The sequence below is a fragment of the Silvania confinis genome (genome assembly GCF_025564085.1).
Lineage (GTDB): Bacteria > Pseudomonadota > Gammaproteobacteria > Enterobacterales > Enterobacteriaceae > Enterobacter > Enterobacter confinis.
In genome coordinates this window covers 52,441-67,341 of the sequence record NZ_JAMGZJ010000066.1, presented here as the reverse complement: position 1 = coordinate 67,341, position 14,901 = coordinate 52,441, and the positions used below count along the sequence as shown (strand labels likewise).

Below are 14,901 nucleotides of genomic sequence, written 5' to 3'. Positions count from 1 at the left end.
TCACCCCCTCAGGCACGCACGCGAGACAGAACATCGTCAAGCTCGCTGACGCTTTCACCGATCTGCTCAACGGATCCTGCAAGATGATTGGTGGCTTTGGCCATTTCGACGTCCAGTCTGCCCAGGGTTTTATCCAGGCTGCGAGAAACACCTTCTGAGAAGTCTTCAAAGCCTTTGCCGAGCACGTCACTGACATTTTCCATAAAGGTCTGCGCTTCGCGGTTATAGCTCTGCAAGCGCTCACCGTGCTGCTTAAGATCGGTGATGAACTGGCTGCGGGTGGTTTGTTCCGACTGGGTATTTGCTGCGAGCATCTCCAGCATGGCAATGGATTTGCTGACAGCTTCCCGATTATTACGGTAATCGGCCACCACTGAAGTGAGTTCGCTGGTGGCAAGGGAGAGTGATGAACCCGCCGATTGCGCTTTATTCAATACGTCAGCAGTGAGGTGATTCGCTTCCGACACCCGATCGCCTGCGTGTTCAAAGCGTTCGGCTGCAACACGCATTTTGTCCGCACCGTTTTGCATATCCTGAATCTGTCGGTTGGTCTGTTCTGCGAGTTTGTTAAGTGTTTCAGTTGTACCCTGATGCTGGCTGGCAACGGTCTCAATCAGCTGTTTGATCTGATCGTCGACTTCACCCATCACTCGCTGCGTCTGTTCGTGCAGGGACTGCTGATTAGCCTGCTGGTTTACTGATATCTGTTGCTGACCTTTATCAATCTGCCCAAACAAGCTACCCAACTGCTCACCGAGTGCTTCGACGGAGTTTGCCATTTTTTCCATTGTGGCACTTTGGCCCTGCTGGACTGAATTCTGAATGGCTTCAATAAAGGCGGACATGTGTTCTGCCTGGGCTTTTTCCCGCGCCTCGCTGTCGGCGAACATTTTCTCAAGCTGGCGGGCCATACGCTCACCGGCACCTTCGCCTTCAGCACCAATTTTGGCGACAGAAGACTGTAAGCTGGTGAGCATGTCATTCATGCCAGCCTGCATGGCCTGCTGGCCCGATTTCATTTCTGATAGCAGTTGTTCAATTAACTGTGCGCTGCCCTGGCGGGAATCGTCGCTGACCTGACGCATATCCTGTAGCAGCGCGGAGAACCCGCCCTGCATCGTCTGGATCGCCCCGACGGTTTGCCCCATCATTTCGTTGAGATTGGTAAACTGCTGGCCAAAGGTGGTATCGAGCTTCGCCATAAATGCGGTCAGCACATCCTGCAGCATGTTCTGTACCATGCCGCTTTGATCGCCGCTGGCGGTCTGAACTGCACCCGCAATCTTATCCAGCGGTGACTTCAGGCTATTTTCGATTGCGCCGCTCACCTGGTCGGCAAATTGTGCGCCTGATTCACGATAGGTATTGCTCAATGTATTCGCGAGACGTTCATTTTCAACTTTCTGGCTTTCAGCCAGATGCAGCAGCATGTCGCGAAGATCTGTAACCAGGCTCTCTTTCAGGTGGCGCGCTTGAGTGGCGCTTTCGTTGCTGGATTTCACCAGTGAGGCGAGATACTCCTCACCGACGCCGCTGATATAGAGCCTGTCGATGGAGGCGGTAAACTTTTCCAGGTACTTATAGCATTTCGCCAGAGAGAATTTCTCCAGCCATGTGACGACGATGGACGCAAAAATAGCAACCGCAGAGCCAAGGAAAGCGTACAGCACATCGTGCAGCAGATTATTGACGCTGCTGGCGACCTGCTCCGGCGTGCTGGGGTCAAAATGGTTCAGGCCAATCATCAGCCCATAGAATGTGCCGATAATCCCCACACCGGTCAGAATACCGGGGAGATGCTTGAAGAATTCGGTATTGAGTGGAATATCCACCAACTGCTGTTCGGAAAAGTAGCTGGCGCTGGGGGCTGTAGCGCGAATTTTGACAATCTTCTCTTCACTGCCGACTAACTCGTGCTGTGGATGCAGGGATTCCGCAAACTCGTTCCAGGCATGTTTTAGCTCGGGCTGTACAAACAATTTTTTTAAATGCTGGAGTTGATGCTCAGGATCATTGTTTTCAATGCTATTAATTGACTGTGTATATTTTTTCAGTCGCTTAACAATTACAACTGATTTGAAAAAATAAAAGATCATAAAACAGATAAACGAAACAAAGACCAGGCTGATAACAGTTAGCGGCACCATATGAGGTTGCACAGATGTTAGTGCCAATAAAACGGAATTAAGCCAGGACATAGTTTTACCTGTTATAAATTAAAAACACGATAGAATAACCATCGACAACATTTTGATTACCTTTAATCAAAATTTCCGAGTAGTTTCTCACTTTTAACATTCTTCAAGTTTATCGTTCCGATGACGCAGAACAGGCCTTGTTGCTCAGGGAATGAGCTAAGTAGCAACGCTTGAGGACTGAAGTCGCATACGGAACGGCGGTTTAGTTTCCTATTATTCACCTCTCAAATGCAAACTTCTTTACGCTGTGTCGTTTGTATTCATTGCCGTTCCGGGTATCATTTTGCGAACTGCATTCCAAAACTGTATTTGCAATAAGGCATCGTTGCGTTTTCGCTGCGATCTGCCTCGAGGATTTTATGAACAACGCTGAGCAACTGTTCCTGAACGAACTGGATAACAAATTCTGGAAGGCCGCCGACAAGCTGCGCGCCAATATGGATGCCGCCAACTACAAGCATGTGGTTCTGGGGCTCATCTTCCTGAAGTATGTCTCCGATGCCTTCGAGGCCCGTCAGCAGGAACTGATCACCTTGTTCCGCGATGTCGGTAACCCTGACAACATCTACGCCATGTCGCGCGACGATCACGATTCTGATGAAGAGTATGCGCAGGCGATTGTTGATGAACTGGAAGTGGAAGATTACTACGCAGAAAAGAACATCTTCTGGGTACCAAAAGCCGCGCGTTGGGAAACCCTGAAAAACAAAGCCATGTTGCCGACCGGCACCGTGCTGTGGGTGGATGAAACTACCGGCAAGGATGTGACACTGCGCTCTGTCTCCTGGCTAGTGGATAACGCGCTGGATGAGATCGAAAAAACTAACCCAAAACTGAAAGGTATTCTGAACCGCATCAGCCAGTATCAGCTGGGTAACGAGGTCCTGACCGGCCTGATAAATACCTTCTCGGATGCCAACTTCAGCAACCCAGAATTTAATGGCGAGAAGCTCAGCTTAAAGAGCAAAGATATTCTTGGCCACGTTTACGAATATTTTCTCGGTCAGTTCGCGCTGGCAGAAGGCAAGCAGGGCGGTCAGTACTACACGCCAAAAAGCATCGTGACCCTGATTGTTGAAATGCTCCAGCCCTATAACGGCCGCGTGTATGACCCGGCAATGGGCTCAGGTGGGTTCTTCGTCTCCAGCGACCGCTTTATTGAAGAGCATGCCGGTGAGAAGCAGTACAACGCTGCTGAGCAGAAACAGAAAATCTCCGTTTACGGCCAGGAATCCAACCCGACCACCTGGAAACTGGCGGCGATGAACATGGCGATCCGTGGCATCGACTTTAACTTCGGTGCGAAAAATGCCGATACGCTGCTGGACGATCAGCACCCGGACCTGCGCGCCGACTTCGTGATGGCTAACCCGCCGTTCAACATGAAGGAGTGGTGGAACGCGAAGCTGGAAAAAGACGTGCGCTGGAAGTACGGCACGCCGCCGCAGGGCAACGCCAACTTTGCGTGGATGCAGCACATGATCCACCACCTGGCCCCAAAAGGCTCGATGGCGCTGTTGCTGGCCAACGGCTCGATGAGTTCCAACACTAACAACGAAGGCGAGATCCGCCGCAACCTGATCGAAGCCGATCTGGTCGAGTGTATGGTCGCGCTGCCAGGCCAGTTGTTTACCAATACCCAAATCCCGGCCTGTATCTGGTTCCTGACCAAAGACAAAACCGGCAGTAGCGGCAAAGCGCACCGCAAAGGTGAAGTACTTTTTATCGATGCTCGCCAGATTGGCTTTATGAAAGACCGCGTGCTGCGTGATTTCAGCCGCGAAGATATCGCCAAAATCGCCGATACCTTCCACGCCTGGCAGGCGGATAAAGACTACGAAGACGAAGCAGGATTCTGCTTCTCCGCAATGCTGGAAGATATCCAGAAACACGACTTTGTGCTGACCCCAGGGCGCTATGTGGGTGCCGCTGAGCAGGAAGAAGATGATGAGCCGTTTGCCGAGAAGATGACACGACTGACCGCGCAGCTCAAAGATCAGCTGGAAGAGAGCGCGAAGCTGGAAGCGCAGATTAAGGCGAATCTGGGGGGGCTGGGTTATGAGTTTTAAGGCTATCGGGGAACTGGTTGAACTTCAACGAGGAACAACCTATAAAAGCGCTTTGCTTGATCAACCAGGCCCATTTCTCCTCGGGTTAGGAAGTATTGGTAGGAATGGCGGTTTTCGAGAGGAGAAATTGAAAACATATGGAGGGGATTCTCCAGAAAAATTGTTGGTTTATCCAAATGATCTTTATGTTTCATTGAAGGATGTAACACAAAGCGGAGATTTGCTTGGATCAATAGCTAAAGTTCCTTCATTTATACCATGCGGGCGCTTAACCCAAGATACAGTGAAGTTAATTTTTAAAGAAGATTTCAATAAAGATTATTTTTACTGGTTACTTAGAACTCCTCAGTATAGAGAATACTGTCGAGCACATGCCACCGGAACTACCAATCTTGGGCTTTCAAGAGAGGATTTTTTTAAATTCAACCTGCCAGAATTAACGGATGAACGGTTAGAATTAACTAATTTATTAAATGGCATTGAGGATAAAATCAACATTTCTCTAGTCATAAATAATACTTTGGAAAATATTTCTCAAGCCCTTTTCAAAAGCTGGTTTGTCGATTTTGAACCGGTAAAAGCCAAAATGGCAGTGCTGGAGGCGGGCGGTTCGCCGGAAGATGCGACGCTTGCAGCTATGACGGCGATTTCCGGGAAAGATAATGATGCGCTGGCGGTATTTGAGCATGAACACCCTGAGCAATATGCCGAGTTAAAAGCCACGGCAGAGCTGTTTCCGTATGTTATGCAGGATAGTGAGTTAGGGGATATTCCAGAGGGATGGAGTTCACAGCGATTGTCTAATATCGCAACACTTCATTACGGAAAATCGCTTAAAAAGACAGAGCGTATAGAAGGACCTTATTCAGTCTATGGTTCAGGTGGCATCACTGGCTCACACATCAGTTATCTCGTTGAAGGTCCAAGTATTATAGTTGGAAGAAAAGGTTCTATCGGTACTCTGTATTGGGAGGATGGAAAATTTCATCCAATTGATACCGTTTATTACGTTTCTAATAAAGATGGGGTTCCACTAAGTTATCTATATTACCTTATGAAAACGTTAAATCTTTCAAGTATGAACACTGATGCGGCAGTGCCTGGATTAAACCGAGATAATGTCTATCGACTAGAAGTATTGAAACCGATTCATTCCATTCTGAATAAATTCAATAATCATATTTCGGCTATCAGGAATATGATTCAAAAAAATAATTTATCAACAGCAACGTTGACTACACTCCGCGACACCCTTCTCCCCAAACTCCTCTCCGGCGAAATCACTCTGCCGGAAGCCGAGCAGGCGGTAAGCGAGGCGGAAAATGTATAAAGTCGATACGCCGACCAACAGCCTGCACTCCCTGCAAGAAGTGTCGTTCAGCAGCCTCGGCTTTCGCGAGCGCGATCATTTGCAGGAGTGGCTGGCGAAAAATCCGCAGACGCTGACCAAAAAAGACGACAAAGAAGACGAACTGCTGATTATCCAGAAAGAGTTCGCCGGCTTTGACGACACCAAAGAGCGCCTCGATCTCCTGGCGCTCGATAAAAAAGGCAACCTGGTCATCATTGAGAACAAGCTCGATGATTCCGGGCGCGACGTGGTGTGGCAAGCGCTGAAATACGCCGGCTACTGTGCCAATCTCCGTCAGGAAAGCGTGGTGGAGATCTTCCAGCTCTATCTTGATCAGTACGATCCCAACGAGAACCGCCAGGCGGCAGACGTCATCGCCGAATTTATGGGCTGGGAAAGCCTGAAAGAAGGGGTGCTCAACCGCAAAGGCACCCAGCGCGTCATCATGGTTGCGGCTAATTTCCGCAAAGAGGTCACCAATACCGCGCTGTGGCTGATGCAGTTTGGTATCCGGGCGCAGTGCTTCAAAGTAACCCCCTACCGTTTCGGTGAAGACGTGTTTGTCGATATCCGCCAAGTTATCCCTACCCCGGAAGCGGAGTCTTACATGATCGGCATGGCGCAAAAAGAGGCGGAAGAGCAGTCCACCTCCAGCAGTAGCGAACTGCAGCAGCGCCATTATCTGCGCCGCGATTTTTGGACGATGGCGCTGGAAAAATTCCGAACCAGCCCCTGCTCACTGTTTAATAACCGCGCTCCCTCAACCGATCACTGGCTGGCCGCCGGATCGGGGGTCAGCGGCGTGCCCTTTGAACTGATCTTTTCCCAGAAAGATGCTCGCGTGCAGCTCAATATTTCGCGCGGGGATGCGCTGGAAAACACCTGGTTATTTGAACGCCTTCAGGAACGTAAAACGCACATTGAATCGCTTTTTGGCGAGCCGCTCGACTGGCGTTTACTGCCAGAGCGAAAAAGCTGCCAGATCGTCTGTTCAAAGGCGTTTGATGGCGGCAATAAAGAGGTCTGGCCTGCCATTATCGACTGGATGATGGATAGCATGAGCCGTCTGGAAAAAGCGATCCGCCCGAGCCTGCTGGAACTGGCGATTGAGCTGAAACAGACCGGTATGATCACCGAGGAAGAGTAATGCTGAGCGAAGACGATTTAGAGCAGCAATGCCTGAAATGGTTTGCTGAACAGGACTGGGAAGTGCTGCACGGGCCGGATATCGCGCCGGATGGCGACAACCCGCTGCGTGCCTCATTTCATGATGTGTTTCTGCGCCCGGTGATGCTGGAACAGCTGCAAACCATTAATCCCCATCTCCCTGTTTCCGTGCTGGAAGAGGTGATACTCCGTGTCGCCCATGCCCAAAGCCCGGACCTGGTCGTCAGCAATAAGGCCTTCCACCATCTGCTGCTCGACGGTGTACCCGTTGAGTACAAGCGTGAAGATAAGACTGTTCATGATAAAGCGCTGCTGATGGATTTTAACCATCCCGGCAATAATCGCTTTACGGTCGTGAACCAGGTGGCGATTCAGGGGATAAAACAGGTTCGTCGTCCGGATATCATTGGTTATATCAACGGCCTGCCGGTGGCGGTGATTGAGCTAAAAAGCCCGATTGATGCCAATGCCGATATCTGGGCTGCGTTTAACCAGCTGCAGACCTATAAAAACGAACTCAGCGACCTGTTTATTTGCAACGAAGCGCTGGTGGTGAGCGATGGGCAAAATGCCCGTATCGGCTCGCTGACTGCCGATGAAGAGCGTTTCCTGCCGTGGAAAACCGTCGCTAACGAAGACGATAAGCCACAGTTTGACTGGCAGTTGCAAACCGTCGTGAAGGGCTTCTTTAACCGTGCGCTTCTTCTCGATTACATTCGCTACTTTGTTCTGTTTGAGTCTGACGGCAAACGGCTGATCAAGAAGATTGCCGCTTACCATCAGTTCCACGCGGTGCGTGAGGCGGTTGCGGCCACGATTGTGGCGTCTACCGGCAAACATCTGCCGCTGCGCAGCAACATTACCCCCGGCAGTAAAAAAGCAGGCGTGGTGTGGCATACCCAGGGTTCTGGCAAAAGTATCTCCATGTGCTGCTACGCCGGAAAGCTGCTGCAACAGGCAGAGATGAACAATCCGACCATCGTGGTGGTAACCGACCGTAACGATTTGGATGGGCAGCTCTACGCCACTTTCTGCCAGGCGCAGGATCTGCTGAAGCAAACGCCTTTACAGGCCAACGACCGCGATGAGCTGCGCGAACTGCTCAATGCGCGTGAATCCGGCGGTATCATCTTTACCACCGTGCAAAAGTTTGCGCCGCTGGACAGCGAGCAGAGCCATCCGGCACTTAACTCACGCAGCAACATCGTGGTGATTTCCGATGAAGCACACCGCAGCCAGTATGGCCTGAGCGCCACGCTGGACAGACAAACTGGCGTCTATAAATACGGTTACGCCAAACACATGCGCGATGCGCTGCCGAATGCGTCGTTTATGGGCTTTACCGGTACGCCAATTGCCTCTGAAGATAAAGATACCCGTGCCGTATTCGGTGATTATGTCTCTATCTACGACATACAGGATGCGGTGGATGACGGCGCGACGGTGCCGATTTACTACGAATCCCGACTGGCAAAGCTCGACCTGAATCATGAAGAGCTGGAAACGCTCTCCGACCAGGTGGATGAGCTGGTGGAAGATGAAGAGACGGACCAGCAAGAGAAAACCAAAGGTGACTGGAGCCGTCTGGAAAAGCTGGTAGGTTCAGAGCCGCGTATCAAACAGGTTGCCGCCGATCTGGTTCAGCACTTTGAAACACGCAATGCGGCCATGAACGGCAAGGCGATGATTGTCGCCATGAGCCGTGATATCTGCGTGAAGCTTTACGATGCCATCACAGAGATCCGCCCGGACTGGCACAGCACGGATGTTGAACAAGGCGCTATCAAAGTCATTATGACCGGCTCGGCATCAGATAAAGACCATCTCCAGCCGCACATCTACAACAAGCAGACCAAAAAGTGTCTTGAAGCCCGCTTTAAAGATTTGAACGATCCGCTGAAGCTGGTGATCGTCCGTGATATGTGGCTGACAGGGTTTGATGCACCGTGCTGCCACACCATGTATATCGACAAGCCGATGCGCGGCCATAACCTGATGCAGGCCATTGCGCGCGTTAACCGCGTGTTCCGCGATAAGCCTGGCGGGCTGGTGGTGGATTACATCGGCATTGCAAACGAGCTGAAGCAGGCGCTGAAAACCTATACCGACTCAAAAGGGAAAGGGCAGACCACCGTGGATGCCCGGGAAGCTTTCGCCATTCTGTTGGAAAAAATCGATGTCATTCACGGGATGTTCGCGCCGTCAGCAGGAAAACCAGGCTTTAGCTACGAAGGCTTTTCTCGCGATCCATTAGCGTTTTTACGCGATGCCGTGAACTACATTCTAGGTCTGGATGACGGTAAAAAGCGTTACCTCGATGTTTCGCTGGCGATGAGAAAAGCCTGGTCGCTCTGTAACACCCTTGATGAAGCTGAACCCTTACAGGAGGAGTTCGCGTTCCTTTCGGCGGTTAGAGTGGGGCTTATCAAACTTGATCCTAAGGCAAAATTTAGCCAGTCAGAGAAAAACTCCCTCTTGAGTAAGATCCTCGATAACGCGGTTGTCGCTACAGGCGTTGAGGATGTGTTTGCCCTTGCAGGGTTGGATAAACCGAACATCGGTTTGTTGTCCGATGAATTCCTGGAAGAAGTGAGGGAAATGCCACAGCGTAATCTGGCGGTAGAACTGCTGGAAAAACTGCTCAATGACGGCATTCATGCCCGTTCTGGTAATAACGTGGTGCAGCAAAAGAAATACTCCGATCGCCTGAAAGCCGTGCTGCTGAAATACAATAACCGCGCCATTGAAACCGCGCAGGTGATTGAAGAGCTGATCCAGATGGCGAAAGCGTTCCAGGAAGCGATGGCGCGCGATGATGCGCTGAGCTTAAACCCGGATGAAATCGCTTTCTATGATGCACTGGCGGAAAACGAAAGTGCAGTCCGAGAACTGGGCGATGAAACGCTCAGAAAGCTGGCTATTGAGGTCACTCGACAGCTGCGTAAATCCACTACCGTAGACTGGCAGGTACGTGAAAGCGTGCGTGCGCGGCTTCGTATTCTGGTGCGCCAGACGCTGCGCAAATACAAATATCCACCGGATAAAACCGCAGGTGCGGTAGAGCTGATCCTGAAGCAGGCGGAAGTGGTGTCGAATAGCTGGACGGCATAGCACCTTCACTCTTCACTTAGATTGAGAGGGCTGAATATTGCCCTCTTTCGAACCTGATAAAGTGAACGTAGATTCAATTGAACGGGCGTGTTAGCCATGACGAGTAACTCGACGGCAATGCTGAATGTTCCAATTTATTCGGTCATCCTTTTTTTAACTTCTACATGTGTGATTTTTTCATAAAGAATGAACAAATTGACCCCGCAGTTACAAAGTGAACATAACCTCAGGACGCATCCATTTTATGATCTGTGGGGCATTTTACGCCGACGTTCAAATACAGTAACGCTTTCTTCGGGCCAATTGATATTCAAACACCATGGTGTGGAAGTGCAATTGCCAGTTGATGATATTCGAAATATTAAGCTCATTCGAAAATGGTTGTACTCTGATATCGAAATGGGGACTGCGAGCAAGTCGTATCGAATAAAAAGCTTCAATTTTCAACATCTTGAAATTCTTATCCAAAAAATACAGTGTGCAGCTCTGGATATTTTCCAACACAGTGCTGAGTGGCGAGAGTTACTAGAGGTTGTCAGACGTTATCAAAAAGGTGAACACTATTTCTCTTCATGGGAATGGCGCTCCTTTTCGCAGCTCATTCTGGTTAAACAACGTCTGCAGGACCTTGCTATTGATGCTGATTTTATTGCCAGAGAAGGCGATAACCCTATTGCGCAGCTGGCGCTGAAGTTATCCATGGATGATGTTTCGGAGTCGGGAAGAAATCACTTCAACGAGCGAGTCATTCCACAACTCGTATCGTCTTATCAGACTTTCTTTGATCATATCGAATCACAACCCTTGAGTTCCCCTCAGCGTAAAGCTTGTGTCACGAATGAAGATCATACTTTAGTTGTTGCAGGTGCCGGGACGGGAAAAACGTCGACACTAATAGGCAAGGCTGGATATCTGTTGAAGGCGGGTTTAGCTCAGCCTGAAAATATCTTAATGCTGGCCTTTGGTAACAAGGCCGCGCGGGAAATGGCTGAACGTATTGCTGAGCGACTGCCGGAAAGTGGGGATAAATTAAAAGCGACTACCTTCCATGCGTTCGGCAATCGTATTGTCGCTCAAAGTGTTGGCGTCAAGCGGTCACTTACGCGCTTTGCTGAGCAAAATGATGAGTTACGACAATTTATTGAAGCGACTTTAGAAGCAGAAATAAGTCTTAGCGATGATTATAAAACCCAACTAGTTAAATATTTTGTTTGTTATAGCACGCCAGGTCGTTGCGAATATGATTTCAATGCCATTGAAGAATATCATGAGTTTCTGCAAAGCTGCCGCTTGATCACCCTGACCGGGCAATGGGTTAAAAGTGTCGGCGAATTACGGGTTGCCAACTATCTCTATTTGTATTCAGTCCCCTTTGCTTATGAAGCGAACTATGAGGTTAATACAGCAACCATAGAACGCCGCCAGTATAAGCCTGACTTCTACTTACCGGGCAGTAAGACCTATATTGAATACCTTGGCGTAGATCGAGAGATGAGAACGGCCCCCTTTGTCGATCAGGCCGCATATCTTGAAGGATTAGCCTGGAAGCGGAAACTGCATCAACAGCACAAAACCCGACTGGAAGAGTTATACAGCTACCAGTTGAGTGAAGGAACGCTGGAAGAAAATATCCTCGATTTACTTAATCGGGTGGAGGAGCCACAGCATTTACGTGACACGGACACACTCCTGGATGAGCTTAAAAGCTCGGGTTCATCGCCGTGGCAAGGCTTTATCGATCTGATTCTCCGTTTTCTTAGCCTTTTCAAGGAAGGGCAATTTTCTTTTTCAGATCTGCTGGCGTCACCCCAACGTATAGATATGGGGCGCACTCAGGCATTTATCGCGTTATTTAAACCCGTCTATGATGCCTATGAAGCCCATCTCAAAGATCAACAAGAAATGGACTTCAGCGATATGATCTCGGAAGCAACAACGGCACTTGAGGAAGGGCAATTTCATCATCGCTATGACTATGTTCTGGTTGATGAATTTCAGGACCTTTCGGGTGGGCGAGGGAAGTTGTTAAAGGCATTACTGGCAACCCGGGATAATATGCGGCTGTTTGCAGTAGGGGATGACTGGCAGGCCATTTATCGTTTCAATGGCTCAGACCTTCGCTTTTTTACCCGTTTTGATCATCAGTTTTCGCCTGCAAAAATGTTACCTCTGGACAAAAGTTATCGCTTTAACAATCGCATACATGAGCTTAGCTCTACCTTTGTTACTCGAAATCCGGCGCAGTTGAAGAAAGAGATTACGACCCACGTACAGGTGGAACATGCAGCAGTACAACTGCTCGATATTCAGGAAAAAATACCTGATATCAATATTGCCGACCGCAACCTAAGAAAAGCTGAGGCTTATCGTCAGCAAATCAGAAGAGCGCTTGCTCGTTGCCATAATCGTGAATTGAGACTTAACAGTACCCGTCGGGCCCCCGTAATGCTTATCGGCCGCTATCGTCTGGAAAATATGCGAGACCTTAAGGAGCTGGACGTAAAGGCGTTAATGGTCGAATTTCCACTTCTGGATATTCAATATCAAACAGCGCATGCCAGTAAAGGCCTGGAAGCAAATTACGTGCTCCTACTTGGCCTTGAAAAAGGGAGTTTTCCATCAGCCAAAGAAAATGATGAGCTGATAGACCTTCTTCTCCCGGAGCAAGAGCCATACCTGTTTGCTGAAGAGCGTCGGTTATTTTATGTCGCCGTTACCCGTGCCCGACACTATGTATTTATGATCTTTGATAGCCAGAATACCTCTGCTTTTGTTGAGGAGATTGCAAAAATGGGTAAACAGCTCATTACGAAAAGTGATTCTCTTGAAGTCGGTCAATGGAGTTGTCCAGATTGTGAGTCCGGCTCCTTAACGGGCAAAGTGAGCCGCTATGATAAGAAATTCTATGTCTGCTCTCACTCACCAGCCTGTGATTATATGGCCAGTTCCTGCAAACAATGCAGCTCACCGATGGTGATGGACAATGGCATGCAAAGAATATGTGCAAATCCGGAATGTCTGGAGATTGAAATTGTCTGTCGGCGCTGCGGTCTTGGCACCATGGTTAAGCGTAAGAACAAAGACGGTGGAGCTTTTTATGGCTGTAATCGATTTCGTCGGGATGAGGCAGACTGTTGTTATGAAAACATTACGAGTGAAGAGTACGAACGGAGAGTCGACACCGCAAAGCAGAATGCAGCGATCATGCAGGAGATGACCTCATAATTGAGGGGGAGGATACCATTAGGGGTACTAATAATTTGTATAAGTAACAGCCTCCTGTTGGATGCTAAAAGAGTTAGCCGAAGAGATTGATACTTTGTTTAATATTACAAAGACAGGCTGGATGACGCGTTCAAAATTCGTTATGGATTTGATTTTTCACCTGAGCTTTGGGACTCGACTCCTTTCGATTTCTTGATGACGGTGCGCAGGCTTGCCCTTGCTTAGCAACGGTGAATGACTGCCATAGTACGACGAGCCTGCGGCGATATACTTAACTTAAGCCTCGCCCTCGCTATGTAATATCTCACGCAGAATGCGGCCCGATTCCAGTATCGGCAGATCTTCAGTTAATAACGACGAGCGCGATGGCAACTTGTTAAACAGCCGCTCGCTTTGCGAGGCGAGATAGGCCACCAGAGGGTGTGCGTCGTGGTCGGTTGAAATTAGCTGCACGGTGTATTGTGTGATCGTTCCTTTGTTACAGGCTCCCGAGCAGTAGTTGGTTCCACCCGTGTACCTGAAGTCTTCAATAAAAAAGCTAAACATGCGCATTATCTTGAGAGTTTCGCCCTGATCAGTACGGTTATCCGCTATCCGAAACAATACGGTATTCTCCTCAATATCATATTGATAACGAAGGCGATGCTGTTTAAACAGTAAGATAAGCAGTAAGCGATTTATCCTGCTGAACTGTTCCGTCACCCTGATAAGGTTGCTTATCATCGCATCTGACTGCTTTTTCATTTTCCTGTGGCGATGTGCCGCGCTTTTACCGGCGCTAATCTGCGGCTTTTCGATTCCCTGCTGCAACTGAGCGTTAATGACGTCATGCTCAATAACGTAGTGAATATGCTTAATCGCAGGCTCTAGTGCCTCGATGTAAAATAGCTCGGTATAACCGTCACCAGCATCAATGCCTGTCTGATATTTGGCTAACAGAAAATGTAGCATTTTTTCCAGTTTAAAAACCTCAGACTGCGGCAAGGCAATCCGGTATGAGTGCTCATAATCCACTTCGCCCCAGAACCGTCTTAGCGATTGAACGCGGTTATAGATGTTGTTGGCTTTACCCACTTTCATCATCTTTTTGGCCGGGAAAAGCAATAAATAGAGAAAGGAAGGGTTGTCCATAAAGCTCCTGGGATTGCAGTAACGGAAATGGCAATGATAAAAGATTTTCACCATTCAGGCGTAGCGCGGCGTTCATAATGTTGTGCACTCCTTACTGAATGGCGGTATAACCCTTTGGGTTATGCCGCATGCTCCATTTATTGTGCAATTAAAGCAAACACGCCCCAACCAAAGTATTTCCGCGTGTAAGTCACATGGCGTTTAGGTGCTATCGTCAGCTCCGTGCAAACCTCCTGCGCAAAGTATCGTCAGCGTTTTCCTTCAGCCAGCGGCACATAGTCATCCATTTCGCGGCTTCGTATCCGTCCCACCCTTTCAGGTCTGCCTGCACCATTTCTACCAGGTCATAGCCCTGTTTATCGAAGGAAGCGACAAGGTCCGGCAGGGTGAGGAAGTCGGCCACCTACGAGACGCCACATGCCTGAGCTATCTCTTCCGTCGTGGTGATCTGACGCCAGTACGGTTTGCCGATAAGAATTATCCCTCCGGGTTGAAGACTCTTCGCCAGCAATTCCAGCGTCCCTGCAACGCCGCCCGAAATCCAGGTTGCGCCAACACATGCCGCCATGTCACATTTTCATCCGCCACGTAACCTGCCGTGTCGTTATGAGAAAAATGAACGCGTTCGCTAACAGTAAAATACGTGGGG

7 protein-coding genes and 1 pseudogene are annotated in these 14,901 nt (G+C 49.2%); 5 read left to right on the top strand and 3 right to left on the bottom strand.

The window, feature by feature from the left end; genetic code table 11:
- Positions 1-8 precede the first annotated feature (8 nt).
- Entirely contained in the window at positions 9-2,198 is a 2,190-nt protein-coding gene (gene zorA1, locus M8013_RS03405; RefSeq protein WP_271266432.1) for a type I Zorya anti-phage system protein ZorA1, read from the bottom strand.
- A gap of 359 nt (positions 2,199-2,557) precedes the next feature.
- Between zorA1 and M8013_RS03400 the strand changes: the two genes are divergently transcribed.
- From M8013_RS03400 to M8013_RS03380, 5 genes are all read left to right on the top strand, one after another.
- Complete coding sequence (locus tag M8013_RS03400) at positions 2,558-4,267, top strand: class I SAM-dependent DNA methyltransferase (protein ID WP_271266431.1); 1,710 nt, start codon at positions 2,558-2,560, stop codon at positions 4,265-4,267.
- Entirely contained in the window at positions 4,257-5,597 is a 1,341-nt protein-coding gene (locus tag M8013_RS03395; protein WP_271266430.1) for a restriction endonuclease subunit S, read from the top strand. The genes M8013_RS03400 and M8013_RS03395 overlap by 11 nt, the downstream gene beginning before the upstream one ends.
- Complete coding sequence (locus M8013_RS03390) at positions 5,590-6,765, top strand: DUF4268 domain-containing protein (RefSeq protein ID WP_271266429.1); 1,176 nt, start codon at positions 5,590-5,592, stop codon at positions 6,763-6,765. Before M8013_RS03395 ends, M8013_RS03390 begins: the two co-directional genes overlap by 8 nt.
- The gene (locus tag M8013_RS03385; protein ID WP_271266428.1) at positions 6,765-9,896 is read left to right on the top strand and encodes a type I restriction endonuclease subunit R; all 3,132 of its coding nucleotides are present in this window, start codon (positions 6,765-6,767) and stop codon (positions 9,894-9,896) included. The genes M8013_RS03390 and M8013_RS03385 overlap by 1 nt, the downstream gene beginning before the upstream one ends.
- A gap of 186 nt (positions 9,897-10,082) precedes the next feature.
- Positions 10,083-13,121 carry a UvrD-helicase domain-containing protein gene (locus tag M8013_RS03380; protein ID WP_271266427.1) on the top strand — a complete coding sequence of 1,013 codons (3,039 nt, stop codon included), beginning with the start codon at positions 10,083-10,085 and terminating at the stop codon, positions 13,119-13,121.
- A gap of 276 nt (positions 13,122-13,397) precedes the next feature.
- On the opposite strand, the gene M8013_RS03375 is transcribed toward M8013_RS03380, so the two are convergent.
- Positions 13,398-14,252, bottom strand: coding sequence for a GIY-YIG nuclease family protein (locus tag M8013_RS03375; RefSeq protein WP_271266426.1), 855 nt, complete (start codon positions 14,250-14,252; stop codon positions 13,398-13,400).
- Positions 14,253-14,389: 137 nt separating this feature from the next.
- Positions 14,390-14,885: pseudogene (locus tag M8013_RS03370) on the bottom strand (SAM-dependent methyltransferase); the annotation flags it as partial.
- Positions 14,886-14,901 lie beyond the last annotated feature (16 nt).

Coding starts and splice junctions, on each gene's coding strand:
- zorA1 (WP_271266432.1), bottom strand. CDS start 2,198: ATGTCCTGGCTTAATTCCGTTTTATTGGCACTAACATCTGTGCAACCT.
- M8013_RS03400 (WP_271266431.1), top strand. CDS start 2,558: ATGAACAACGCTGAGCAACTGTTCCTGAACGAACTGGATAACAAATTC.
- M8013_RS03395 (WP_271266430.1), top strand. CDS start 4,257: ATGAGTTTTAAGGCTATCGGGGAACTGGTTGAACTTCAACGAGGAACA.
- M8013_RS03390 (WP_271266429.1), top strand. CDS start 5,590: ATGTATAAAGTCGATACGCCGACCAACAGCCTGCACTCCCTGCAAGAA.
- M8013_RS03385 (WP_271266428.1), top strand. CDS start 6,765: ATGCTGAGCGAAGACGATTTAGAGCAGCAATGCCTGAAATGGTTTGCT.
- M8013_RS03380 (WP_271266427.1), top strand. CDS start 10,083: ATGAACAAATTGACCCCGCAGTTACAAAGTGAACATAACCTCAGGACG.
- M8013_RS03375 (WP_271266426.1), bottom strand. CDS start 14,252: ATGGACAACCCTTCCTTTCTCTATTTATTGCTTTTCCCGGCCAAAAAG.